This is a genomic window from Arthrobacter sp. zg-Y20 (genome assembly GCF_030142075.1).
In the GTDB taxonomy this organism is placed as follows: domain Bacteria; phylum Actinomycetota; class Actinomycetes; order Actinomycetales; family Micrococcaceae; genus Arthrobacter_B.
The window spans coordinates 2,034,319-2,059,405 of the sequence record NZ_CP126241.1 but is presented as its reverse complement, the minus strand read 5'-3'; the positions used below and the strand labels follow the sequence as shown (position 1 = coordinate 2,059,405).

The following is a 25,087-nucleotide window of genomic DNA, read 5'->3' as shown; positions in this document are numbered from 1 at the left end:
CGTCCGGGAGTCCCTTTTGAACCTCAAGCCCCTGACCGAAGCCGAGCGTACCCGGGCCCGGGAAAAAGCCACTGCCGCCCGGGCCGTACGGGCCGAGGTCAAGTCACGCATCAAGTCCGGTGACCTCAGTATTGAAGAAGTGATCCTCTCCCGTTCGGGGGAGGAGGCCGTAGGCCGGCTGAAGGTCATGGACCTGCTCCGCGCCCTGCCCGGTGTAGGGGAGCGCCGCGCAGCTGGAATAATGGCTACGGTAGGTATAGCGCCCACCCGCCGTGTCCGGGGGCTGGGCGTGCATCAGCGCAAGGCGCTGATCGAGCTGCTGGAGAACCACTAGGTTTCGACCGCTGCAGTCTTTCAGCGCATTTATCACGAGTGAATGAGGTTTACGTGTCGCAACCGCGGCTGACAGTTCTTGCAGGTCCAACCGCAGTTGGCAAGGGCACTGTGTCCACCTATATCCGGGACAATTATCCCGAGGTCTGGCTTTCCGTCTCCGCCACCACCCGGGCACCCCGGCCCGGCGAGGAAGACGGCGTGCACTACTTCTTCGTCAGCGCTGAAGAGTTCGACGCCATGATTGAACAGGACCAGATGCTCGAGTGGGCCGTTGTCCACGGCCGCAACCGCTACGGCACCCTGCGCCGCACCGTGGAGGCCGCCATGGCCGATGGCCGCAGCGTTCTCCTGGAGATTGACCTGCAGGGCGCACGCCAGGTCAAGAAGTCCATGCCGGAGGCGAATTTCGTGTTCCTGGCCCCGCCCAGCTGGGACGAAATGGTACGCCGTCTGGTGGGCCGGGGTACCGAAACCCCCGAAGAGCAGCAGCAACGGCTGGAAACCGCTAAACTGGAACTTGCTGCCGAGTCCGAGTTCGATCACACCGTCATTAATGATGACGTCCAGCGGGCTGCAGCTGAGCTCGTATCACTCATGGGAATCAGTCCGCGCCAGCGCTGACAAACCTCGAATCCCGTTCAAGAATTTTGGAGAACCCTGTGTCTGAAGGCATCATCAACCCGCCGATCGACGACCTGCTCGAAGCCGCCGATTCCAAGTACGCGCTGGTCATCTACGGTGCCAAGCGCGCCCGCCAGATCAATGCCTACTACTCCCAGCTCCATGAGGGCCTGTTCGAGTATGTTGGCCCGCTGGTCGAAACCAAGCTGAACGAAAAGCCGCTGTCCATCGCCCTGCGCGAGATCAACGACGGCATGCTTGTGGTGCGCCCGAGCGAAACCGCCGAGTAGACAGCACCACCAACGGGGGAAGGCAGCAGCGTGCGCGTAGTTCTGGGCGTTGGCGGCGGAATTGCCGCGTACAAAGCCGCGTCGCTGCTGCGGTTGTTTACCGAAGCCGGGCACAACGTCAGCGTTGTGCCCACTGAATCCTCCAAGCAGTTTGTCGGAGTTGCCACCTGGGAGGCACTGTCCGGCAACACCGTTTCCTCTTCGGTCTTTGACGAGGTGGAGAAGGTCAACCACGTTCGGCTGGGCCATGAAGCCGATCTGATTGTGGTGGCCCCCGCCACGGCGGACCTGCTGGCGCGCGCCGCCTCGGGGCAGGCCAATGACCTGCTGACAAATACGCTGCTGATGGCCAGGGGCCCGGTGGTGTTCGCACCTGCCATGCACACCGAAATGTGGGCCCATCCCGCCACGGCGGCCAACGTGGCGACCCTGCGCAGCCGCGGCGCCGTGGTCCTGGAACCGGGCGTCGGCCGCCTGACCGGCAAGGACTCGGGTCCGGGGCGGCTGCCCGAGCCCGAAGCGATCTACGCTGCCGCGTTGGCCGCGGTGGAGCCGGGCCCGCTTTCCGGTACCACTGTAACCATCACCGCCGGCGGCACCCGCGAACCCCTGGACCCGGTCCGTTTCCTGGGCAACCGTTCCTCCGGCAAGCAGGGGACCGCTCTGGCCTCGGCCGCCCTTGCCGCAGGCGCCAAGGTGCGCCTCATCGCCGCCCACATGGACGTCCCGGCCCCTGCCGGCGTCGAACTGGTTTCCGTGGAGACCGCGCTGGACATGCGTGCGGCAGTCCGCGAGGCTGCCGCCAATTCGGACGTGCTGATCATGGCCGCGGCCGTGGCAGACTTCCGTCCGGACCGGACGGTGGAAACCAAAATCAAAAAGAGCGACGACGTCCCCGACCCTGTGATTACCCTGGTCCGCAACCCCGATATCCTGCGCGAACTGGTGCAGGACCGGGATGCGTCCGCCACCGCCGCACCGCGGCTTATTGTCGGGTTCGCCGCCGAGACCGGTGACGCGTCAGCCGACGTCCTGGAATACGGCCGCAAGAAACTGGCCCGGAAGGGCTGCGACCTGCTGGTGCTGAACCGGGTGGGCCGGTCCCTGGTCTTCGGTCAGGACGAAACCGAGGTGACGATTCTCTCACCGCAGGACTCGGACCTGGAGCCGGCCGGAACCATCGCCGGTACCAAATCCGAGGTCTCGGCGCGCATCATCGCACGGATTGCCGGCGAACTGGCTGCCCGCCGGTCCTGACCCCGCGGCCGGCCGGGTCCGGGAGTGTCCGGGGTGCCCGGTAGAGTAAATGCTGTGACTTCTACTTCTGCCTCTCCCAAGACGCAGTCCAACCTGCGCCTTTTTACCTCGGAATCCGTCACTGAGGGCCACCCGGACAAAATCTGCGACCAGATCAGTGACGCCATCCTCGACGGACTGCTCAAGGTGGACCCCGAGTCCCGGGTAGCTGTTGAAACCCTCGTGACCACCGGCCTGGTCCATGTTGCCGGTGAGGTGACCACCGAGGGCTACGTCGAAATCCCGCAGTTGGTCCGCGACACCATCCTGGACATCGGCTACGACTCTTCCGCCAACGGCTTCGACGGTGCGCGCTGCGGTGTGTCCGTCTCCATTGGCCAGCAGTCCCCGGAAATCGCCTCCGGCGTGTTCAACTCCCTGGAAAACCGCACCGGCAAGGTGGTGGACCCGTACGACGCCCAAGGCGCGGGGGACCAGGGCATTATGTTCGGCTACGCCAGTGATGAAACCTCGGTGCTGATGCCCACGCCCATCTGGCTGGCGCACCGGCTCTCCGAGCGCCTGACCAACGTCCGCAAGGACGGCACCCTCCCGTACCTCCGCCCGGACGGCAAGACCCAGGTCACCATTGGCTACGACGGCGACCGCCCAGTGTCCGTTGATTCCGTGGTGGTATCCACCCAGCACGCCGCAGACCTGGACCTTGAGCAGCTGCGGGCCGACATGGCGGCGTACGTCATTAATCCCGTGCTGGCCGGCAGTGACCTGGACGTCTCCAACGTGCAGCACATCATCAACCCGGGCGGCCCGTTCGTCATCGGCGGCCCCGTGGGAGACGCGGGCCTGACCGGCCGCAAGATCATTGTGGACACCTACGGCGGATTCGCCCGCCACGGCGGCGGCGCCTTCAGCGGCAAGGACCCGAGCAAGGTGGACCGTTCAGCGGCCTACGCCATGCGCTGGGTGGCCAAAAACGTGGTCGCCGCCGGCCTGGCCCGGCGTGCGGAAATCCAGATTGCCTACGCCATCGGCATGGCCCGCCCCGTAGGCATCTACGTGGAGACCTTTGGGACCGAAACCGTTGACCCGGCCCGGATCGCTGACGCCGTCCAGGAGGTCTTCGACCTCCGCCCGCTGGGCATCATTAACGGCCTGGACCTGAAGCGCCCCATCTACCAGCGAACCGCCGCGCACGGCCACTTCGGCCGCGAGGATGAAGGGTTCACCTGGGAGCGCAAGGACAAGGTCGAGGACCTCCGCAGCTACTTCAACGTGTAGCCGGCATGGCAGCGGACCAGTCCGGGGAGGCCGTGCAGCTGTCGCTGCTGCACGGCTTCACGCCGCCGGCCAAGGCAGTGGGCAAGGCCCAGCCGGCGCCTGCCCTGCCGATAGCGCGCGTCTTGCTGGACTCGCCCCTGCCGCACCTGGACCGGCCGTTCGACTATCTGGTTCCCGTGGAGCTCGACGCCGACGCGGTGTCCGGTGCCCGGGTCAAGGTGCGGTTCGGCGGGCAGGAGCTGCCCGGGTTCATCACCGAACGGACCGCGGAAGCGGATACCACGGCCCGGTTGATGCCGCTGGGTAAGGTCATTTCCCCGCAGCCGGTGCTCACCCCGCAGATCCTTCGCCTGGCTGAAGCGGTGGCGGCACGGTACGCGGGCACGGTGCACGATGTGCTGCGCGTCGCCATTCCGCCGCGGGCGGCCCGTGTGGACAAGGAATTCACGGCACGCAAGAACGCGGCGGACGACGGCGAAACTGCTACGCCGGCCGCACCGGGTAAGGCTGACGGACCGGAAGGTGCCGGAGCGAATCCGCTGGCACGTTATCCGCACGGCCCCCGCTTCCTCACCCACCTGGCTGCCGGCCACAGTCCGCGCGCGGTGCTCTCCTCGCTGGGCGGATACGGACCGCAGGACTGGCCTGCCGAAATCGCCGAAGCCGTCCGGTCCACGCTGATTTCCGGGCGCGGGGCCGTAGTGGTGGTGCCCGACAACAAGGACCTGGCCCGGCTTCAGGCTGCCCTGACCGCACGCATCGGAGCCGACGCGTTTGTGCGGCTGACTGCGGAGGACGGTCCCACCCCGCGCTACCGCAGCTTCCTAAAGCTGCTGCACGGTGACGTCCGGGTTGCTATCGGCACCCGGTCAGCTGCCTACGCACCCGTAACGGACCTTGGCTTGGCCGTGCTCTGGGACGACGCCGATGACCTGCATGCCGAGCAGCGCGCTCCCTACCAGCATGCACGCGATGTCCTGCTGCTGCGCACCGAACTGGAGAACTGTGCGCTCCTGCTTGCCTCGCATTCGCGCAGCACCGAAGCCCAGCGGCTGGTTGCCAGCGGCTGGGCCGCCGGGATCGCGGCCGAGCGCTCCACCGTCCGCGGGCACGCGCCCCGCGTGGTCAGCACCTCGGACTCCTTCACCATGGAACGGGATCCGTTGGCGGCCCGGGCCCGGATTCCGCATACAGCGTGGAAGGCCGCCCAGGACGGGCTGACCCGCGGTCCGGTGCTGGTCCAGGTGGCACGTACCGGTTTCTCTCCGGCCCTTGCCTGCCAGGACTGCCGGGAACCCGCGCGCTGCCGGCACTGCTCCGGTCCGTTGGGGCTGGCCAGCCGAAACGGCATTCCTGCCTGCCGCTGGTGCGGGCGCCCGGAGCCTATGTGGCACTGCGGCAACTGCGGCGGAACACAGCTGCGCGGTTCCACTGCCGGCGCGGGACGCACTGCCGAGGAGCTGGGGCGCGCCTTTCCTTCCACCACGGTCATTTCATCGGCTGGGGACCATGTGCGGGCCGAGATCCCTGATGCGCCTGCACTGGTGGTTGCCACGCCCGGAGCCGAACCGGTTGCGGCCGGCGGATACGCGGCGGCCATCCTGCTGGACGGCAACGCGATGCTCTCGCGGGAGTCCCTGCGTGCCGGGGAAGATACCCTGCGGCGCTGGTTCAGCGCCGCCGCGCTGGTTCGTCCGGCGGGGGAGAAGGGACTGGTGGTGGTGACGGCCGACGACGGCACAACCGTTGGGCACCTGCTGCGCTGGGACCCTGCGGGGGCAGCGGAGCGCGAACTGGCGCTGCGGCAGGAACTAGGCCTGCCTCCTGCTGTACGGTATGCGGAGCTGACCGGTTCGCGTGAGGCACTGGAAGCCTTTAGTACCCGGCTGGACCTGCCTCAGGGGGTCCGTTCCATTGGTCCTGCACCGCTTCCCTCCGCAGGTCTTCCGGGCGGCGTCCAGGACAGCGGACCGGAGGCCGGGCAGCTGGGCGGAGCCGGCGGCAGGTACCGCACGCTGCTGTTCTTCCCCTATGCTGCGGCCCCGTCCATCACGGCGTCGTTGCGGTCCGTCAAGGCCGCAGCATCCGCGCGGCGCACGGGGGACCCGGTGTACGTGCGGGTGGACGGCACCGACATCCTTTAAGCCGCTACAGCAGTTCACACAGGACGGCGCAGCCCGCCAGCAGCACGAGGAGCGATAGCTGCGCGGCGTTGCCCAGCCTGGCAAGCCTTCCGAGAAGTCCGCGGGGCACCCCGTGGATCATCCAGCCGGGCCGATTGACTTTGGGAATATGCACAGGCCATCCCTTCTTCCTGGACGCGGCGACTAAGAGGAGTCCCTTCCAGTATCCAGCCGGCCACGGAACGGTCCCTAACCGGAGCGGCGTGAACTTGGCAACAACCGCGTACAAGAGCGGGGTCCCGGGAGAGTTCCCGGGACCCCGCTTGGTTTTCACGCGCTGACGGCCTCGTGTGCCTCGGCGTCACGGGCTTCGCCTGCCTGCACCGCGATCTTCCTCGGCTTGGCCCGCTCGCTCACCGGGATGGTTACGCTCAGGACACCGTTCTCGTAGCTTGCGGAGATCTTCTCGGTGTCGAGTCCCTGCCCCAGGTTCAGCTGGCGCAGGAACGAACCGCTTTCCCGTTCACGGGTGAGCCACTTGACGCCTTCGGCTCCGTGCAGCGTGCGCTGGGCCCGGATGGTCAGCAGCTGGCCGTCGATATCAACGTCGATGGATCCGGGATCGATGCCCGGCAGGTCGGCGGCCAGGACATAGTGGTCGCCCTGCCGGTAAAGGTCCATCGGCATGCCGCGGAGCGTTCCTTCACCGCGCAGTGCCTGTGCCATCCGGTCGAGTTCCTGGAACGGATCAAACTTCATAGCCATGTGGTATCAACTCCTCCATTCGATCGCTTGATTCAAGCGTTGTTCTGCGTTTGTTGTGCGTTTGTTGTGCAATTGTTCCAAAGCTGAGTGAGCATCACTCAACTTGCGGAAGCAGATTAGCACTCCACGGGTCGGAGTGCCAACTACTTTTTCGGCGGCACAGGTGACGCAGGCGCGGGAATTCAGAGCGCAGGTTTGAGCGTGGTTTCCACCCAGGCCGCGAAGCTTGTTTCGGTAACCCGGTGCGGGTCTCGGACCTGCACGTCGTAAATGCCGTTGTTCTGGGCGGTCCCCATGTCCGCTAGGCCCTGAACCCAGCCTTCACTCATGCCGTATTGGAGGAGCGTCGACCGGTAGGTATCGGAGCTGACCTGCGCAAAGTGCACGGGCCGGCCGATACTGTCCGAGATAATCCCTGCCATCTTCCGTGGGGTGAGCAGGTCCGGCCCCACCACGGGTAACGACTCCTGCCCCGTCCAGGTCCGGTCTGTCAGCAGTCCCACCGCAACACGGGCGATGTCGGGGGTCGCGACGGTCAGCAGTACTTTGTCCTGCTCGTTGGGCAGGGGGAGTATCCCGTGGTCCTTGATGGATGAGCGGTGGTTCAGGAGGTTGTCCATAAAGAAGGGCATGGCCAGGGAGCGGGTGTGCACGCCTGTTGCGTTGATGATCCCTTCCGCCTCCAGGGCAGCGGAGAGGTGCCCGGCCTCTGCCGTATACCCCCGCCCGAGGGTGGATACCACGACCGCACGCTTGACCCCTGTTGCGGTAATTGCAGCCGCCGACGCCGCGGCGAACCCGCGGTAGTGGCTCCGTACATTCGCTGCATGGACATCTGGCGGGGTGATGTGGAGTACGGCATCCGCCCCCTCGTAGGCAGCCATGGCGACCTCAGGGTTGCCGTGCGAACCCGCGAACACCTCGACGTTTTCGGCGATGCCGTCCGGCAGCGCCGCGGGGTTCCGGGCAATAACCCGCACGGACTGGCGCTCCGCGAGCAGGCCCTGAACTACTGCGTGCCCGATCTGGCCGGTTGGTGTGGTGACTACAATCATGGTTTCCTCCGAAAATGGGCATCCTGCTTGGCAGGACTGGAACCGGAGTTCCGGTTCCGCTTTGGTGTGCGCCACAATACGGAACTACAATTCCGTTTGTCAAAGGAGTGCCACATTGAATGATTCTTTACGCGCCGATGCGCGAAGGAACCGGCAGAAAATCCTGGCTGCAGCCAGGGAGCTGTTCGCCAGCCACGGCAACGATGTCCACATGGACAGAATTGCTGCCCATGCCGGCGTCGGCATAGGTTCCCTTTACCGGCACTTCTCCAACAAGCAGGAGCTGCTCACGGCGATTGTGCAGGAACGATTCGGCGGCATGTCTGAGCTCGCCCGCTCGGCGGAGGCCATCGAAGACCCCCGGGCGGCATTTGAGGCCGTGCTGGTGGGCTACCTGGAAGCCGCGGACGACGACGCCGGCTTCCAGCTCGCCTTGCTCGGTTCCGGGCCTTTCGAATGGGAGGGCGTCCAAGCCGAGAAGACGGAGTTTGCCCGCATCGTCACCCGGATCATCCGCAGGGCCGCTGACTCCGGTGCCGTGCGCGGGGATCTGACCTGGGACGACTTTCCGGTGATCACCTGCGGGATTATGTCGACCATGTATTTCCAGCCCGGAGGCGCCGATTGGCGCCGGCATCTGACCCTTGTCCTGGAGGGGCTGGGATAGCCTGCGGCCCCGCACTACCCCTGCCGGCGAGCCAGCCAGTCGTACACCAGCCGGGCTGTGTGCCGTCCGTGGATGCGCAGGAGGGGACTGGTGTCGACGTCGGGTTGGCTGCCCCAGTGGATCATGTAGTTCAGCAGGGCTGCCAGCAAGGCATCAATATAGGCGTCCGGCACGTCCCGGGTGAGTTCGGACCGGCGCAGCCAGGCATCGGCGTCGATACCGTCGGCCCGGCCGTAAGGCAGCACCCCCACCCAGTCGATCCAGGGTGCACCGGTGCCCAGGAAATTCCAGTCGCAGAACAGCGCACGTCCGTTGCTGATGAGGATATTGTCGGCGCGCAGATCGCCGTGCAGGACGGCGTCTCCGGCCAGTGCCTCGGGACACAGGTCCAGTGCTTCCTGGAACCCGCCGGCCTCTTCAGCGCTGAGCCCGGGCAGGAACCACGGCGGCTCTCCGCCGTCGGCCACCGCCTTGAACCGGGTCGGAATCAGGGCCATATCTTCGGCAACCGGTGTTCCGCCTTCGGAACGCGGGAAGCCGGCGAGCAGTGCTGCGGCAGTGACGCAGGCGGTTTCGACGGCGGCAACATCCGCTTCGGTCCAGGGTTGGCCCGGCATCCGTCCGGGCACGGCCTCGTACACCAGCACCTGCCAGTGAATGCCGTCGGCCACCAGCCGTTGCACACTGCGCAGGGCAGGCATAGGCATCCCCGGGAGCAGCAGGGGAACCACCTGGGACTCGCGGAGATAGGAAGGGTAGATGAAGGCGTCCGACGCAGCGGCCGCCTTGGCGAAGATACGGTCCCCGCTCTTGTTCCCGAGCACCGCAGCGAAGCCGGGGGTGAACCCGCCGCCTGCCGGCTCCACCAGTGACACCCCGCCGTCAAGGGAAGCGGCAATGCTGTCCCGGACAGCAGCAGGAAGCCGGCCCCAGGGGAGACGGCGTGCGGTTCGGCGGTAATCGGGAATAGCCAGGGGTTCCTGCATGGCCACAGCCTACGGGAGGGGGCGGCAACCTGCCGCCAGCTGCTGCAGCCGGGCGACAGGCGCCAGCAGCCCCGAAGGCAATTAAGTTGTACACAACTGAGTTGTGTCCTACGGTGGAAGGCATGAACGAATCGCTGCAGCGCCAGGTCTGCTTCTCGCTGTACTCAGCCTCACGGGCCGCCACCGCGCTGTACCGTCCGATGCTCGAGGAACTTAAGCTGACCTACCCGCAGTTCCTGGTAATGACGCTGCTCTGGGAACAGGACGGCCAGAGCGTGAGTGACCTGGGGCAGTCCCTGGAACTGGACTCGGGCACGCTCTCTCCGCTGCTCAAGCGGCTGGAAGCGGCGCAGTTGCTTCAGCGCCGCCGGGCCGTTGAGGACGAGCGCCGGGTCCGCGTCTACCTCACAGATGCAGGACGCGCCCTGGAACAGAAATCCCACGACCTTCCGGACCGTGTCGCAGCATCCGCCGGCCTGGATCCGGAGGAACTGCGCAGCCTCCAGGAAACCCTCGCCAAGGTCAATGCCGCGCTGCGGCAGTCCGTGGCCAAAGCCCAACAGTCCATCCACCCCAACAGTTAGGACCTCTCCATGAGCACGTACCCCGAAACAGGCCGTGAAATCCAGCTTGCCTCCCGCCCCGAGGGCTGGCCCGCAGATGAGAACTTCCGCTTGGCCGAAGTGCCGGTCCCTGAACTGCAGGACGGCCAGGTGCTGGTCCGTAACCTGCACATGTCCGTGGACCCCTACATGCGCGGACGCATGAATGACGTGAAGTCCTACGTCCCGCCGTTTAAGCTCGACGCCGCACTCGAGGGCGGTGCAGTCGGCGAGGTCATTCAGTCCCGCTCGGATGACCGCAAGCCCGGCGACATAGTGCTCCACGGCCTTGGCTGGCGGGACTACGCGGTGCTGGACGGCCGCCGCACAAAGGTCATTGACACGGATCTGGCACCCGCCAGCGCCTACCTGGGTGTACTGGGAATGCCCGGACAGACCGCTTACATCGGCCTGACCAAGGTGGGGGAGTTCAAAGAAGGGGATGTGGTTTTCGTCTCGGGTGCCGCAGGCGCCGTGGGATCCCTCGTAGGCCAGATCGCCAAGGCGCTGGGAGCGAAGAAGGTCATCGGCAGCGCCGGTTCCGCGGAAAAGGTCCAGCGGCTGCTTGACCTCGGATTCGACGAGGCGTTCAACTACCACGAGGGCCCCGTCAAGGACGCCCTGAAGAAGGCAGCCGGTGCGGACGGTATCGATGTCTACTTCGACAATGTTGGCGGCGAACATCTCGAAGCAGCCCTCTCAGTGATGAACAAGGGCGGCCGGGTCGCAATGTGCGGGGCCATCTCCCAGTACAACGACAAGGGCGCCGCCACCGGACCCCGCAACCTTGCCATCGCCATCGGCAAGGAAATCACGCTGCGCGGCTTCATCGTCGGCAGCTACAGCCAGTATGTCGACGAGTTCAACACCGTGATGGGCGGCTGGCTGCGGGACGGCGCGGTCAGCTACGACGAAACCTTCGTGGACGGTCTGGAGAACGCACCGCAGGCCTTCATCGACCTGATGAAGGGTGCCAACAAGGGCAAGATGGTCGTTAACCTCTAACGGCAGGCGCTAACGACGACGTCGGCGGCCGGGGAACAGGCGTACAGCCTCCCCGGCCGCTGCCATCAGCTGCCGCGCGGAAGCCGCCCATCCGTAGTCGCCCGCCCGCTGCAGGCCGGCGTCGGACGCCTTCTGCCAGCGCTCCGGCACCGCCAGCTCACGGACGGCACCGGCGAACGCGGCCGGGTCGTCCGGATCCACCAGCAGGGCCGCGCCGCCGGATACCTCCCGGAAAATCGGAATGTCGCTGGCCACCACCGGGGTGCCCACCGCCATTGACTCGATCACCGGCAGCCCGTAGCCCTCGGCCTTGGACAGGGTCACCAGGGCCGTTGCCCGCCGCAGCAGGTGATCGTATTCCTCATCGGTCACCCCGTTGTGGAACCGCACCTGCGCCCCGGCCGGAACCAGGGCCTCCAGTTCCGTCCGCCGTGCATCGCTGATCCGGCTGAGCAGGTGCAGCGTGAACCCGGGCAGGTGCTCCATGCCGCGGATAACCGTTTCCACATTCTTGTACGGCATAAACGAACCCATATACAGCAGCGACGGTTCCGCAGGGGCATCCGCCGTCCGCGGCACGGCACCTGGCTGCGGTGCATTGGCAAGGATCCGGACCGGCCGCCTGGTCAGCCGGTGCTGCTCCATCAGCGCCCGCGTGGTCTCGCTGATGGTGGCAACGACGTCGGCCCGGTTCAGCAGGAGCCGCTGCGGCCAGTACGCCAGGTGGTACAGCCGCCACAGGGCACGCACCGGCAGCGGCAGGAACGACGGCGGGGCGGGGTTCTGGTAGTAGATCAAGTCGTGCAGGGTAAGGATCAGCGGGTACTTCCGTCCCCAGCTGCCCATGGTCTGCATGGGGCAGAACACCGCATCCGCCCCCAGCCGGTTGATCCGCCGGGCCACAAACAGTTCGGCGGGGGACAGGGGACTGTTGATCCTGACCCACGGCAGGTCCGGCAGCAGGGCCAGCTGCCGCTCGTCCGAAATCAGCATCAGGACATCGGCGTGTTCACTGACCGCTTCGATCATGCTGGCGCCGTAGCGGCTGATCCCGTCGTGGTGGTCCGTGCGGGTAAACCGGGCGTCGATGGCCAGCCGCATCCTCATGTGTGCCTCCGGGACAGGAAATCTTCGATTATTGCTGCCGCTTCGGCCGGTTTTTCATAGTGCACCAGATGCCCCACCCCGGGAAGGATGTGCAGCTCAGCGTCTGGAATCATAGCCGCCAGCTTCCGCTGGCCCTTCACGGATCCGAGGTCGTCCTGTTCCGCAGCGATCAGCAGCACCGGCATCGCCAGCTGCGCGGCGACGTCGCGCACCGTGGCGGAGATGGAGGCCCGGAACGCGTCCAGGACCACCGCGCGGTTGGCGAAGGCACTGAAATACGCATCATGCTGGCCGTGGATCCAGCGGCGCAACCCCGGATCACGGGTCTTGGCCATCATGATGCTCATGCCGCGGACAATCAGCGGGCTGCGCAGCAGTGCCATGCCGGGCCTCTCCGGCAGGGCGGCACTGGCCCGGTAGTACAGCTCCGCCGCCTTGCTGGTGATGCCCTTGGGTCCCTCCAGGGCAGGCTCACAGATGGGGTTGACCAGCACCAGTTCGCTGATCAGCTCCGGGGACTGTGCCGCGAGGTGCGAGGAGATGATCGAACCGAAAGAGTGGCCCAGCAGCACCGTGTCCGGGCCCAGGTCCAATGCGGCGAGGGCCTCCCGGACAAAGGAGGCGTAGGCCGGAACATCGTGCCGGCCGGGCAGGGCGGAGCCAATGCCGAACCCGGGAAGGTCGGGCACCAGGACCCGGTGGCGGGGGAGGGATTCCACTATGCGGAGCAGCCCGTGGTGGTCGCCGCGGAAGCCGTGGACCATCAAAACGGGAGGTGCGCCGGCGTCGTCGAGCGGGCTGAAGTCCCAGCAGAACTGCTCGGTGCCCGCCACGGTAAAGGAGCGGACGACGGCGTTGCGCGCCAAGGTCACGGCCGAAGCGGACATCAATTGACCTCATCCGGATGGGAGCCGGACCGCTGGCCGCGGTCCAGGCCGTTAATCGCCTGCCGGTGCGCGTCCGTCAGCTCGAAGGAGAACAGGTCCAGGTTCCCCGCAATCCGCTCCGGGCTGCTGGCCTTGGGGATCACCACGTTGCCCTGGTCCAGGTGCCAGCGGAGGATGACCTGCGCCGGGGTCCGGCCCAGTTCGCCCGCTATTTGCCCGATGACCGGGTCGGCCAGGACGGCACCGCGTCCCAGCGGACTCCACGCCACCGTGCGGATGCCCAGCTGCTCATGGAGTTCGCGCAGTTCCTGCTGTGCCAGCCACGGGTGCAGCTCAATCTGGTTCACGGCCGGAACAATTCCGGTGGCATCCATCAGCTGCTCCAGGTGTGCCGGCTGGAAGTTCGAGACGCCGATCGCCCGCACCCGGCCGGAGGCGTACAGGCTTTCAAGGGCCCGGTACGTTTCAATGAACAGGCCTCGCCGGGGGCAGGGCCAGTGGATCAGGTAGAGGTCCAAGTAGTCCAAGCCGAGCCGCGCGAGGGAGTCGTCGAAGGCCTGCAGGGTGGAGTCGTAGCCTTGGTCCGTATTCCAGACCTTGGAGGTGACAAAAATGTCCCCGCGGGCGGCGCTGCCGCTGTCCGTGAAGGTATTGACGGCCTCGCCCACCCCGGTTTCATTGCCGTACAGGGCGGCAGTGTCCACATGGCGGTAACCGGTGTCGAACGCGGTCAGGCACAGGCCGGCCGCGCTGTCTTCCGGAACCTTGTAGGTGCCGAAGCCGATTTGGTCCATCAGGACGCCGTTATTGAGCTCGATTCGAGGTGCCGGCTGCATAAGATGACTTTACCGAGGTGGGCGCCCGCCAGCCGAATCGGACCTGACTACCTGTTTTGCCGTGCTGTAATTGGCGTGCCGCCAAAGAGGTCCGCTAAGGTAATGGCGCTTCTTGCAAAAGATTGGTTGCATAGAACCAAAGAAATCCGCCCACCCGTCTGGGGCGCGGAATGCCACAAATGATCGGAGGAGTCGATGGTGACTCTGGGAGAAGTTTTTATCAGTGAGCTGGCGGGAACCGCCATCCTCATCATTCTTGGCTGCGGTGTCGTAGCCAACGTTGCCCTGGCCAAGACGAAGGGTGCCGGCGGCGGTTTCCTGATGGTCAACTGGGGTTGGGCCATCGGTGTGTTTGCCGGTGTCTACGCTGCCGCCATTTCCGGCGCACACATCAACCCGGCCGTCACCGTGGGCCTGTGGGCCAGCGGTGCCGATGAATTTGCCCCCGGTGTCGAGGTGTCCTTCGGTGCGGCCCTGACCTACTTCGCGGGCCAGATGGCCGGCGCCATTATTGGTGCCTTCGTCGCATGGCTGGCGTACAAGAAGCAGTTCGACGACGAACCCGACGCCGCCAACATCCTGGGCGTTTTCTCCACCGGCCCGGCCATCCGTTCCTACGGCTGGAACCTCGTTACCGAAATTATCGGCACCTTCGTGCTTGTTTTTACGATTATTGCCTTCGCAGGTACACCGACCGAACTGGGTCCGCTGGCCGTGGCGCTGGTAGTGCTCGGCATCGGTGCCTCCCTCGGCGGCCCCACCGGCTACGCCATCAACCCGGCACGTGACCTCGGTCCGCGCATCGTCCACGCCTTGCTGCCCATCCGGCACAAGGGCAACAGCGACTGGGCCTACGCCTGGGTCCCCGTGGTGGGTCCGCTGATCGGCGGCGCCCTGGGCGGCCTCCTCGGCGCCCAGATTCCCCTCCCGGAAATTTCGCTGTAGCGCACCGGCCGCCGCCCGCGGTCACCCATATACCCCCACCGCAAGGAGCAGAAACAATGCCTGATAATCCCAGGTACATCATCGCCATCGACCAGGGCACCACCAGCAGCCGGGCCATCGTCTTCGACCACGACGGAAACATCGTTTCCACGGGCCAGAAGGAACACGAGCAGATCTTCCCGCACGCCGGCTGGGTCGAGCACGATCCGCAGGAAATCTGGACCAACGTCCGCGAAGTAGTCGGCACCGCCCTCTCCAAGGCGAACCTGACCCGGCACGACATCGCCGCCGTCGGCATCACCAACCAGCGCGAAACCGCGGTGGTCTGGGACAAGAACACCGGCGAGCCCGTATACAACGCCATTGTCTGGCAGGACACCCGCACGCAGCCCATCGTTGACGAGCTGGCACAGAACGGCGGCCTGGACCGCTTCAAGAACACCGTGGGCCTGCCGCTGGCAACGTACTTCTCCGGCACGAAGATCAAGTGGATCCTGGACAATGTTGAAGGGGCCCGCGAGCGGGCCGAGGCGGGGGACCTCATCTTCGGCAACACGGATTCCTGGATCGTCTGGAACCTGACCGGCGGCCCCGACGGCGGCGCGCACATCACCGATGTGACCAACGCTTCGCGGACGCTGTTCATGAACCTTGAGACACTCACCTGGGATGAGGACATCCTCAAGGAATTCGGCGTGCCTAAGTCCATGATGCCCCAGATCCGTTCCTCGTCCGAGGTCTACGGCATGGTTGCCGGGTCGCAGCTGCTCCGCGAAACCCCGGTCGCTGGCATCCTGGGCGACCAGCAGGCCGCCACCTTCGGTCAGGCCGCCTTCGCCCAGGGTGACGCCAAGAACACCTACGGCACCGGCTGCTTCCTGATCTTCAACACCGGCGAGGAGATTGTCCGTTCCGAAAACGGCCTGATCACCACCGTGGCCTACCAGCTGGGCGACGCCAAGCCGGTGTACGCACTGGAAGGTTCCATCGCTGTCACCGGTTCGCTGATCCAGTGGCTGCGCGACAACCTGGGCATGATCAACAGCGCCCCGGAAATCGAGGAACTGGCCCGCCAGGTGGACGACAACGGCGGCGTGTACATCGTTCCGGCGTTCTCCGGCCTGTTTGCCCCGTACTGGCGTTCCGATGCCCGCGGTGCCATGGTTGGCCTGACCCGCTACGTGAACAAGAACCACATTGCCCGCGCCGCGCTGGAAGCCACCGCTTTCCAGACGCGCGAAGTGCTGGACGCCGTGAATGCCGACTCCGGTGTTCCGCTGACCGAACTTCGCGTGGACGGCGGCATGGTTGCCAATGACGCCCTGATGCAGTTCCAGGCCGACATCCTCGGCGTGGACGTGGTGCGTCCCAAGGTCATCGAGACCACGGCCCTGGGTGCGGCCTACGCCGCCGGCCTGGCCGTTGGATTCTGGAACGACACTGACGAGCTTGGACGCAACTGGGATGAAGGCAAGCGCTGGAGCCCCGCCATGGAAGATGCCGAGCGCGAACGGCAGATGCGCAACTGGAAGAAGGCCGTCACCAAGACCTTCGACTGGGTTGACGCTGACGTGAACTGATACCACGCAAAGCATGACGCAGAAGGCCCCGGCGGTTACCGCCGGGGCCTTCTGCGTTGTGCCGCGCAGGCGGCAGTGTGGCGAGTTCTCCATGTGGCCGGAAACCCCGACTACCCGGGACACCGCCATCGCCAGGAGCGGGCAACAGCGGCTGCGACATCGCGGTGGACGCCACTCGGGCCCGGGAAGCGCAGGAAGCCACTGAAGCTGCCGGTCAGAAGTACGACAGGCCGTTGGTCTTGAAAGGCAGTCCCAGGCCCCCGGCCACTTCTTCCAGCAGCTCCGGGCAGAAGAAATAGACCTTCGTCTCCGCAATCAGCGGCACGCCTTCCGCGGCACGCATCCGGACGACGTCGGCCACCACTTCCGCTGCGTCAGGGCTGTCCTTGGGCCGTTCCCAGAGGAGGATGACCTCCTCGCCGTCGAACTCGTGCACGGTGGCCCGGTAGATCTCGGGCGCCTCCGGGCCGAAGGTGTGGTCCAGGGAACCGGTGCGGATTTCCTCGTGTCCGGTTTCGCTGACATTGCCCACCACCTCCGTGCGGCCGTTCGCCAGGAACAGGCTGACCATGGCCTCAATGTCGTAGGAGTTGAACGCATCCGCCAGCCGGCGCAGCAGTTCGGCGTGCCCGGCCGAAGGCACCGCCACAGCCGCGGGACCGCCGGACGAGCCGTCGGAATGCGACGGCGCCTCCTGGGCAGCCGCCAGCGTGTTCCGGCCGCGGTGCAGGGCCGATTTCACTGCACCGGCGCTGGTATCCAGGACGTCCGCGGTTTCGGCCAGTGAATAGCCGAATACGTCCTTGAGGACCACGCAGGCACGTTCCTTCGGTGGCAGGACATCCACCAGCCGGCGGAGGGCGGCCTCCACCGCCACGGCGGTGAGCGGATCGGCGACGCCGTCGTCCGCGCGGTCCATCTCCGGGGCGCTGAAGTCCGCCACAGTGTTCCTGGTGCTGCGCCGGACGGTGTCCAGCCAGGTGTTGGTGGCTATGCGGATCAGCCACGCCTGCAGGTTCCGGATCGGTTCGTGCCGCTGGGACGCCTCGGCCAATGCCTTGGTCAGGGTTTCCTGGAGCAGGTCTTCGGCGTCCCACACGTTCCCCGCCAGGCTTCGGCAGTAACGGTAAACGGAAGGGCGGACCGGCTCCAGGGCGAGCAGGAAATCGCGCCGGACCTGCCGCAGTTGGCGCGGAATGCCACCCAGTCCCGCACTGCCGCTTTCCGTGCCCGCCAATGACACTGCAGGGTTTGTATCCACTGGCATTTCGCTCCTTTTTACAGGCCGCCCCCGGCGGTCCTGAACCAACAATGGCATTGCGCCACAGCCTTTAACCGGTAGACGCACGGAGCAGGGGAAAAGATACGCTGCCGGGCAGAATTTCCCCCTGCGGCTCACCCCGGCATCCTGCTTCCGGAGCGCACGCTCTGTTGTAAAGTGGAGAAATGAGCGCAGTACTCCTCCTTAGCTAGCCGCGCACCGTCTGTGCGCGGCCGCCCCTTGCTTGTCGAGGGGCTTTTGTGTGTCTGGGGAGGACCAGGTTTCCGGTGCATCGGCCCGGAGCGCGGATCAAGATTTTTTCATTCAGGACAGAGGCGAAACATAGTGAGCACGCAGTCACAGACTGATCAGCAGGAAGAGGCCGTCTACAGTTTCGCGGCCATCGAACAGAAATGGCCGAAGGTCTGGGAGGACCTTGGCGTTTTCACCCCTGCCGATGACGGCTCCCGCGAACGCCGCTACGTGCTGGACATGTTCCCTTACCCCTCCGGCGACCTGCACATGGGGCACGCCGAAGCGTTCGCGATGGGCGACGTCGTTGCCCGGTACTGGCGCCAGCTCGGTTATGACGTGCTGCACCCGATCGGCTGGGACTCCTTCGGCCTGCCGGCTGAAAACGCCGCCATCAAAAACAATGCGCACCCCAGCGACTGGACCTACCGCAACATTGAAACGCAGGCGGAATCCTTCAAGCGCTACGCCATCAGCGTTGACTGGTCCCGCCGCATCCACACCTCCGACCCGGAGTACTACCGCTGGACCCAGTGGCTGTTCACCCGGTTCTACGAGCGCGGGCTGGCCTACCGCAAGAACTCCCCGGTCAACTGGTGCCCGAAGGACCAGACCGTGCTGGCCAACGAGCAGGTAGTCAACGGCGCCTGTGAACGCTGCGGCACCCAGGTCACCAAAAAGTCCCTGAACCAGTGGTACTTCAAGATCACCGAGTACGCGGACCGGCTGCTCGATGACATGGAGCAGCTCAAGGGGCACTGGCCCGAGCGCGTGCTGGCCATGCAGAAGAACTGGATCGGCCGCTCGGAGGGCGCCCACGTCCGCTTCGCGATCGAGGCTGCCGAGGGCAAGCCCGAGGAACAGGTCACCGTTTTCACCACCCGCCCGGACACCCTGGCCGGTGCCACCTTCTTCGTGGTGGCTGCAGACGCTCCGCTGGCGGTTGAGCTGACCACTGACGGGAACATGGATTCCCTGCTGGCCTACCGCGAGCAGGTAAAGGCTCTCTCGGACATCGAACGCCAGTCCACCGAACGTACCAAGACCGGCGTCTTCACCGGCCGCTACGCCGTGAACCCGCTCAACGGGGAGAAGCTGCCCGTCTGGGCCGCGGACTACGTGCTGGCCGACTACGGCACCGGCGCCATCATGGCCGTGCCCGCGCATGACCAGCGCGACCTGGACTTCGCGAAGACCTTCGACCTGCCCGTGCGGGCGGTCCTGGACACCGGCGAAGAAGATCCCGCCGTCAGCGGCACTGCCACCACCGGCGAAGGCACCCTGATCAACTCCGGCGCCCTGGACGGCCTGCCGAAGTCCGAAGCGATTCCGGCCGCCATCGCCATGCTCGAAGAGCAGGGCACGGGCGAGAAGTTCGTGAACTTCCGGCTGCGCGACTGGCTGCTCTCCCGCCAGCGGTTCTGGGGCACCCCCATCCCCATCATCCACTGCGCCGAGTGCGGCGAGGTTCCGGTTCCGGATGACCAGCTGCCGGTCACCCTGCCCACCGGGCTGAAGGGCGAAGCCCTGGCACCCAAGGGCACCTCGCCGCTGGCCTCCGCCGAGGAATGGGTCAACGTTGCCTGCCCCAAGTGCAGCGGCCCGGCCAAGCGCGACACCGATACCATGGACACCTTCGTGGACTCGTCCTGGTACTTCATGCGCTTTGTATCCCCGCATTTCACCGACGGACCCTTTGATCCGGAGGCGGCGAAGAACTGGATGCCGGTCGGACAGTACGTGGGCGGTGTCGAACATGCCATCCTGCACCTGCTCTACGCACGGTTCTTCACCAAGGTGGTCCACGACATGGGCCTGCTGGAAACCAGCGAACCGTTCGGTTCGCTGCTGAACCAGGGCCAGGTCCTCAACGGCGGCAAGGCCATGTCCAAGTCGCTGGGCAACGGTGTGGACCTGGGCCAGCAGCTGGACAAGTACGGCGTCGACGCCGTGCGGCTGACCATGATCTTCGCCTCGCCGCCGGAAGACGACGTCGACTGGGCCGATGTCTCGCCGTCGGGCTCCGCTAAGTTCCTGGCCCGCGCCTGGCGCCTGGGGCAGGACATTACGAGCGAACCGGGCATCGACTACTCCGGCGGTGACAAGAAGCTGCGGTCGCTAACCCACCGGACCGTCGCCGAGGCCACCGAACTGCTGGAGAACAACAAGTTCAACGTGGTGGTGGCGAAGCTGATGGAACTGGTCAACGCCACCCGCAAGGCCATTGATTCCGGTGCGGGCGGCGCCGATCCGGCAGTGCGCGAAGCCGCCGAAGCCGTGGCCGTGATCCTGAGCCTGTTCGCCCCGTACACAGCGGAGGATCTGTGGAGCCTGCTGGGCCGCGAAGCCTCCGTGGTGAACGCCGGCTGGCCCACGGTCGACGAGTCGCTGCTGGTGCAGGACACAGTGACCGCCGTGGTCCAGGTCCAGGGCAAGGTCCGGGACCGGCTCGAGGTTGCCGCGGACATCTCCGAGGAGGACCTGCGCGAAGCCGCGCTGGCGTCCGAGGCAGTGCAGCGGACCCTTGACGGGCGCGGCATCCGAACCGTTATTGTACGGGCGCCGAAACTCGTCAACATCGTCCCGGCCTAGGCCCCGGACAACCATGGACTGGCTGGAACGGCTCGCATCGCGGGCCAAGGGACGGCAGCGGGAAACCGCCGCCGTCCCCGGGCCGTCCGTGGGAGTGGTGACGGATTCCGCTGCCGCCCTGCCCCGGGGGTGGGCGGACGCAGCCAAGGTGGCACGGTTTGTGCGGGTTGTTCCCATGCCGGTCATGATCGGAGACCAGATTTACGGTGAGGGATCCGAGGAACTGATCCCTGCCCTGGCCATGGCCCTGGCCCAGGGACACGAGGTGCGCACTTCACGGCCGGCGCCGGGCCGGTTTGAGGCGGCCTACGCCGAACTGGCTGCTGCCGGATGCAGCTCCGTAGTGTCCGTCCACCTCTCCGGCCAGCTGTCCGGCACAGTGGACTCCGCGCGGCTTGCCGCCCGCTCGGCAGCTGTTCCCGTGGAGGTTATCGACAGTGCGACGGCGGCCATGGGACTCGGTTTTGCCGTTGCCGCAGCAGCCGAAAGCGCCCGTGCCGGCTGTCCGCCCGAGGCCGTGGCTGCCTGCGCCCGGGCAGTGAGCGCGGATTCGAACATCCTCTTCTATGTGCCAAGCCTGGACCAGCTGCGGCGCGGCGGGCGTATCGGGGCGGCAGCCGGCTGGCTGGGGACCCTCTTCGCCGTGAAGCCGATCCTCGTGGTCCGCGACGGGAAGGTCCTGCCGCTGGAACGCGTCCGGACCGCCCCGAAGGCACTCGCCCGGCTCGCCGAACTGGTGCAGCAGGACATCGCCGCGCGGACCGGGAAGGTCCGTGCGGCCGTGCACCATTTCGGCAATGCCTCCGAAGCCGAACGGCTGGCCGGCCTCATCGGGGCAGCTTCACCCGAAGTCGAGATCCTTATCTGCCCGCTTCCTGCGGTTCTTGCCGCCCACGTGGGGCTGGGAGTACTGGCGGTCGCGGTTGTCGGGGACCGTGCGCCCATATCGGGTGAGCGCGGGGCACTTGCCGCACCGGTCAGCGCACCGCCGGAGTCGCCGGCGTCCTGAGGGGCTTCCTCCACAGGGGCGCCGGCGTCCCGGGCGCAGCGACGGAAGGCCCGGTTGCAGGCACGCGGAGAGCTGGATGGGCCGTTTTCCACCTAGCTTTTTCCCATGGCACAGCACCGATGGGAAACCACCTGGCAGGGGAGCGAACCGGAACCGGACCTGCCGGCTACTCCCGAGAACGCAGAGGATGCACCCGATGATTCTCCCGGCACGCGACGCCGGTGGGCCTTCACGCTGCCCGCCGCAGTACTGGCGGTGTGCCTGCTGCTGGGATGCGGGGCAGCCGTGTATCTGCTCAGGGACCGGAATCCGGTACCGGTTGCGTCCGTTGATCTTGAGGAGCCGGATGCCTCAACGCAGCCACCTGTTGGCGCCGGCAGTTCCGCAACGGGTACGGCACCGGCACCGGATGCCCCCGCAGAAGCCGCCCGCGTGTCCGGGCCGGCAACAGCGTCCGGTGGGGCCGGCGTAGTAGTGGTTCACGTCGCGGGAGCTGTCCAACGCCCCGGGGTGGTCCGCCTGGAGGCCGGAAGCAGGATTGTGGATGCCGTTGACGCAGCCGGCGGTTCAGCGGCGGATGCCGACCTTGCAGCGGTGAACCTGGCTGCAGTGCTGGAAGACGGTGCCATGGTGCTGGTGCCCCGTCTCGGCGAGGCTGCTCCGCCCGCAGCTGGAACGGCAGCGGAGCGCGGAGGGGGTAGCGGGGGAGTGCCTGGGATTAGCGGCGGTACTGGGGCGGGTGCCGGCGCGGCTCCCGGAGCCGGTTCCCCGGTCAACCTCAATACCGCCGACTCCGCGCAGCTGCAGGAGCTGCCGCGGGTGGGGCCGGTGCTGGCCGAACGGATCATCGCGTGGCGGACCGAGCACGGACGCTTCAGCCGGCCGGAGGATTTGGACGCGGTGCCCGGCATTGGGGAAGCCATGATGGCGGCGCTCCTGCCCCTGGTCACGGTTTAGCAGCTTCGGCATGGGTCAAAGGGGCACCTGGGACCGGTATGTGGCTTCCGCCTTGGGATCAGTATCAGCTGCGCCTGCTCCCGCTGTGGCAGCCGCACGTTCGCCGGCCAGGAATCAGCGCGGACAAAAGACAACCGAACCGCCGGCGCGGGTGCTGGAACTGCGGCTTCTGCCAACTGCCGCCGCAGCCTGGGCTGCTGCCTTCTGCGCAGTGCGGCTGGCCCCGGAAACCGGTTTGCTGCTGGCTGCTGCGGCAGCTGCTGGGAGTATTGCGGCGCTTGCCCTGGCAGCGCGCTGGCGGGCGGGCGGTGCTGCTCTCCTGCGGGGCGCCGCCGTGCCGATGGCCGCTGCAGCGCTTGTCTGTGCCGGAGCTGCCGGTGCTTTGACCGAGCGCAGCAGCGGTCCTGTTTCCGGTCTCATCGCCGGGGAAAGGTCAGTCAGTGCTGACTTCCGTGCTGTGTCCGATGCCCGGCCGGCCGCAGCAGACCGCTTCACCGGGCAGTCCCGGTACCTTGTTGACGCAGTCGCCGAAACCGCCGCTGCGGACGGTAAGCGTTTCGGAACATCAGCGCCCATCCTCGTAGTGGGCGGTGAAGAATACGCCGCGATCCGCTGGGGCGACCGGTTCAGCAGTGCCGGAACCCTGCAGAAACTGCAGCCCGGAGACCGGAACCTTGCGCTGATGCGTGCAGCCACAGATCCTGACATCCATCCGGGAGGCGGCTGGTACGGTGCAACGGCACAGCTGCGGGACGATTTCGTGCAGGCCGCCGCCCACCGGGGAGTATCCGTGGACGGACTGCTGGCGGGCATGGTGCTCGGCGACCGCAGCACCCTGGACCCGGATCTGAGCCAATCCATGAAGGCTACCGGCCTGACCCACCTGACGGCGGTCTCCGGCGCCAACTGCTCCTACCTGCTGGCCTTCGTCTTCCTGGCCGCCAGGGCCGCGCGCCTGCCCCGTGCAGCCGCCGTGCTGCTGGCGCTGGCCGGACTGACGGCTTTTGTCCTGCTGGTCCGGCCCGATCCGAGCGTGCTTCGGGCAGCGGTTATGGGCGGGCTGGGCACCCTGGCGGTGCTATCCGGACGGGGGCGCCTGCCGGTGGCCCTGCTGTTCCTGTCCATCACGGTCCTGCTGTTCATCGACCCCTGGCTTTGCACGAGCTACGCGTTCATTCTGTCGGTCTGCGCCACACTGGGACTGGTGCTCCTGGGGCCGCACCTGCTGCGGGTGCTGTCCCGTCGGCTTCCGCTGTGGTTCGCGGCAGCACTGACGGTGCCGGTCGCGGCGCAGCTGTTCTGCGCCCCGGTCCTGGTCCTGCTCCAGCCGCAATTGCCGGTGTATTCGGTGCCTGCCAATCTGGTGGCTGCACCGGTCGTCCCGGGCGTAACCATCACGGGAATGCTGGCCGTGGCAGTGGTCGGGTTGGCACCGGCCGCTGCCGGAATCCCTTTAGCGGTCGCGGCCGCAGGGGCCTGGTGGGTCGCCGGGACCGCCCGTGCCTTCGAATCCGTGCCGGGCGCCCTGGCGCCGTGGCCGGCAGGCGGACCCGGAGCCGTGCTGATGGGGACGGCCGCAGCCGGCGCCGCAGGCGGGATCCTGTACTTGTCCCGGAGGAACCGGCACCACGGGGACCTTCCGCGCCGGCAGGGGCCCTCACTGCCCTGGTTCCGGCACCGGAACGTTAACCGCTGGAACGTTAACCGCTGGAACGTTAACCGCTGGACCGTGGCCGGTGCGGTCATTGTCCTGGTCCTGCCGGCCGGGACGGTGCTGGTCCTACGGGGTGCGGGTGAGGGGCCGGCCGTGCCGGTGAAGGAGTGGGTGCTGGCTGCGTGCGATGTGGGGCAGGGCGACGGACTGGCGGTCCGCACCGGGCCGGGGAGCGCCGTCGTTGTGGATGCGGGCGGTGAGCCCGAGGACATGGATAACTGCCTGGACCGGCTGGGCGTGCAAAGCATTGACCTGCTGGTGATAACGCATGCCCATCTGGACCACTACGGCGGCACCGCCGGTGTCCTGTCCGGGCGCAGCGTGCGGGAGATTGGTTATTCCACGGCGTCGTCCACGCTGCCCCCGGAACTGGAGGAGGCACTGTCCGGCTCACCGGCGCCCCGAACCCGGTTGAGTGAGGGCATGACGGGTACCGCCGGCATGGTGCGCTGGGAAGTTCTCTGGCCGCCGGAAACAGCCTCAGGACGGGCAACGCCGGGTGCGGGGGAGGACGATGAGAACAATGCCAGCGCCGTCCTGCTGCTTACTATTGCCGCTGCGGACCCGGGCCGGCCGCCCCTGACGGTGCTTTTGACCGGAGACGCCCAAACGGACGCCGCCGCTGCGGTCCTGGCATCCCACCCCGTCCTGCATGCCGGAGTGGATGTGCTGAAGGTGGCCCATCACGGTGCCCGCAACGGCGGCGACGGGTGGCTGCGTGCAGCCCATCCGTCGCTGGCGCTGATTTCGGTCGGAGCGGACAACGACTACGGACATCCGGCCCCGCAGATTGTCCAGGGACTGGAAAGCGCCGGCGCAGCTGTAGCACGGACGGATGAGCTGGGGACCGTCCTGGTGGCACGGCGCCAGGACGCCCTCCAGGTCAGCGGGCTGCCGCCGTGACCGGACGGTGGATTGATGGCCTCGGGACGGTCACCGGCTCTCCGGAACCGGCGCGGAGC

The 25,087-nt window shown here is 66.5% G+C and carries 22 protein-coding genes and 1 pseudogene; 15 read left to right on the top strand and 8 right to left on the bottom strand.

Features of this window, described 5'->3' with window-relative positions; genetic code table 11:
* The first annotated feature begins 16 nt into the window (after positions 1-16).
* The 6 genes and pseudogenes from mihF (at position 17) to QNO06_RS09830 (ending at position 5,926) form a co-directional block, all read left to right on the top strand.
* A complete protein-coding gene (gene mihF, locus QNO06_RS09855; RefSeq protein WP_227911475.1) occupies positions 17-334 on the top strand; it encodes an integration host factor, actinobacterial type in 318 nt (105 codons plus the stop codon).
* Between the two features lie 53 nt (positions 335-387).
* A complete protein-coding gene (gene gmk, locus QNO06_RS09850) occupies positions 388-957 on the top strand; it encodes a guanylate kinase (protein ID WP_227911474.1) in 570 nt (189 codons plus the stop codon).
* Positions 958-983: 26 nt separating this feature from the next.
* Positions 984-1,247, top strand: coding sequence for a DNA-directed RNA polymerase subunit omega (gene rpoZ, locus QNO06_RS09845; protein ID WP_227911473.1), 264 nt, complete (start codon positions 984-986; stop codon positions 1,245-1,247).
* Positions 1,248-1,274: 27 nt separating this feature from the next.
* Positions 1,275-2,504, top strand: a pseudogene (gene coaBC / locus QNO06_RS09840) (bifunctional phosphopantothenoylcysteine decarboxylase/phosphopantothenate--cysteine ligase CoaBC); the annotation flags it as partial.
* A gap of 54 nt (positions 2,505-2,558) precedes the next feature.
* A complete protein-coding gene (gene metK, locus QNO06_RS09835; RefSeq protein ID WP_227911471.1) occupies positions 2,559-3,782 on the top strand; it encodes a methionine adenosyltransferase in 1,224 nt (407 codons plus the stop codon).
* Between the two features lie 5 nt (positions 3,783-3,787).
* Positions 3,788-5,926, top strand: a complete 2,139-nt coding sequence (locus tag QNO06_RS09830; RefSeq protein ID WP_227911470.1) for a primosomal protein N' — start codon at positions 3,788-3,790, stop codon at positions 5,924-5,926.
* Positions 5,927-5,930: 4 nt separating this feature from the next.
* Here the strand turns inward: QNO06_RS09830 and QNO06_RS09825 are convergent, their stop codons facing one another.
* From QNO06_RS09825 to QNO06_RS09815, 3 genes are all read right to left on the bottom strand, one after another.
* The gene (locus QNO06_RS09825) at positions 5,931-6,080 is read right to left on the bottom strand and encodes a hypothetical protein (RefSeq protein ID WP_227911469.1); all 150 of its coding nucleotides are present in this window, start codon (positions 6,078-6,080) and stop codon (positions 5,931-5,933) included.
* A 155-nt stretch (positions 6,081-6,235) separates the two neighbouring features.
* Positions 6,236-6,670 (bottom strand): Hsp20/alpha crystallin family protein, encoded by a 435-nt coding sequence (locus QNO06_RS09820; protein ID WP_227911468.1) that lies wholly within the window; start codon positions 6,668-6,670, stop codon positions 6,236-6,238.
* 182 nt (positions 6,671-6,852) lie between these two features.
* Entirely contained in the window at positions 6,853-7,725 is an 873-nt protein-coding gene (locus QNO06_RS09815) for an NmrA family NAD(P)-binding protein (RefSeq protein WP_227911467.1), read from the bottom strand.
* Positions 7,726-7,840: 115 nt separating this feature from the next.
* Here QNO06_RS09815 and QNO06_RS09810 point away from each other — a divergent pair, with 115 nt between their 5' ends.
* The gene (locus QNO06_RS09810) at positions 7,841-8,392 is read left to right on the top strand and encodes a TetR/AcrR family transcriptional regulator (protein WP_227911466.1); all 552 of its coding nucleotides are present in this window, start codon (positions 7,841-7,843) and stop codon (positions 8,390-8,392) included.
* 14 nt (positions 8,393-8,406) lie between these two features.
* Here the strand turns inward: QNO06_RS09810 and QNO06_RS09805 are convergent, their stop codons facing one another.
* Positions 8,407-9,378, bottom strand: a complete 972-nt coding sequence (locus tag QNO06_RS09805; RefSeq protein ID WP_227911465.1) for a phosphotransferase — start codon at positions 9,376-9,378, stop codon at positions 8,407-8,409.
* A gap of 122 nt (positions 9,379-9,500) precedes the next feature.
* Between QNO06_RS09805 and QNO06_RS09800 the strand changes: the two genes are divergently transcribed.
* Entirely contained in the window at positions 9,501-9,962 is a 462-nt protein-coding gene (locus QNO06_RS09800; protein WP_227911464.1) for a MarR family winged helix-turn-helix transcriptional regulator, read from the top strand.
* 9 nt (positions 9,963-9,971) lie between these two features.
* Positions 9,972-10,985, top strand: coding sequence for an NADP-dependent oxidoreductase (locus QNO06_RS09795; protein ID WP_227911463.1), 1,014 nt, complete (start codon positions 9,972-9,974; stop codon positions 10,983-10,985).
* Between the two features lie 9 nt (positions 10,986-10,994).
* On the opposite strand, the gene QNO06_RS09790 is transcribed toward QNO06_RS09795, so the two are convergent.
* The 3 genes from QNO06_RS09790 to QNO06_RS09780 are packed head-to-tail and all read right to left on the bottom strand — an operon-like array spanning position 10,995 to position 13,815.
* Positions 10,995-12,086: a glycosyltransferase family 4 protein gene (locus QNO06_RS09790; protein WP_227911591.1), complete on the bottom strand. Its 1,092-nt coding sequence runs from the start codon at positions 12,084-12,086 to the stop codon at positions 10,995-10,997.
* 2 nt (positions 12,087-12,088) lie between these two features.
* Positions 12,089-12,979 carry an alpha/beta fold hydrolase gene (locus QNO06_RS09785; RefSeq protein WP_227911462.1) on the bottom strand — a complete coding sequence of 297 codons (891 nt, stop codon included), beginning with the start codon at positions 12,977-12,979 and terminating at the stop codon, positions 12,089-12,091.
* Positions 12,979-13,815 carry an aldo/keto reductase gene (locus QNO06_RS09780; protein ID WP_227911461.1) on the bottom strand — a complete coding sequence of 279 codons (837 nt, stop codon included), beginning with the start codon at positions 13,813-13,815 and terminating at the stop codon, positions 12,979-12,981. The genes QNO06_RS09785 and QNO06_RS09780 overlap by 1 nt, the downstream gene beginning before the upstream one ends.
* 198 nt (positions 13,816-14,013) lie before the next feature.
* On the opposite strand from QNO06_RS09780, the gene QNO06_RS09775 reads away from it, so the two are divergent.
* Entirely contained in the window at positions 14,014-14,760 is a 747-nt protein-coding gene (locus QNO06_RS09775; protein ID WP_227911460.1) for an MIP/aquaporin family protein, read from the top strand.
* A 56-nt stretch (positions 14,761-14,816) separates the two neighbouring features.
* A complete protein-coding gene (gene glpK, locus QNO06_RS09770; RefSeq protein ID WP_227911459.1) occupies positions 14,817-16,340 on the top strand; it encodes a glycerol kinase GlpK in 1,524 nt (507 codons plus the stop codon).
* A 214-nt stretch (positions 16,341-16,554) separates the two neighbouring features.
* Here the strand turns inward: glpK and QNO06_RS09765 are convergent, their stop codons facing one another.
* Entirely contained in the window at positions 16,555-17,601 is a 1,047-nt protein-coding gene (locus QNO06_RS09765; protein ID WP_227911458.1) for an RNA polymerase sigma factor, read from the bottom strand.
* Between the two features lie 342 nt (positions 17,602-17,943).
* Here QNO06_RS09765 and leuS point away from each other — a divergent pair, with 342 nt between their 5' ends.
* The 4 genes from leuS to QNO06_RS09745 all read left to right on the top strand — a co-directional run bounded on the left by leuS (position 17,944) and on the right by QNO06_RS09745 (position 25,028).
* Positions 17,944-20,445: a leucine--tRNA ligase gene (gene leuS, locus QNO06_RS09760; RefSeq protein ID WP_442860136.1), complete on the top strand. Its 2,502-nt coding sequence runs from the start codon at positions 17,944-17,946 to the stop codon at positions 20,443-20,445.
* A gap of 13 nt (positions 20,446-20,458) precedes the next feature.
* On the top strand, positions 20,459-21,454 hold the full coding sequence (locus QNO06_RS09755; RefSeq protein WP_227911456.1) for a DegV family protein: 996 nt from the start codon (positions 20,459-20,461) through the stop codon (positions 21,452-21,454).
* Positions 21,455-21,559: 105 nt separating this feature from the next.
* Entirely contained in the window at positions 21,560-22,411 is an 852-nt protein-coding gene (locus QNO06_RS09750; protein ID WP_227911455.1) for a ComEA family DNA-binding protein, read from the top strand.
* Between the two features lie 52 nt (positions 22,412-22,463).
* Positions 22,464-25,028 carry a ComEC/Rec2 family competence protein gene (locus QNO06_RS09745; protein WP_284162453.1) on the top strand — a complete coding sequence of 855 codons (2,565 nt, stop codon included), beginning with the start codon at positions 22,464-22,466 and terminating at the stop codon, positions 25,026-25,028.
* Positions 25,029-25,087 lie beyond the last annotated feature (59 nt).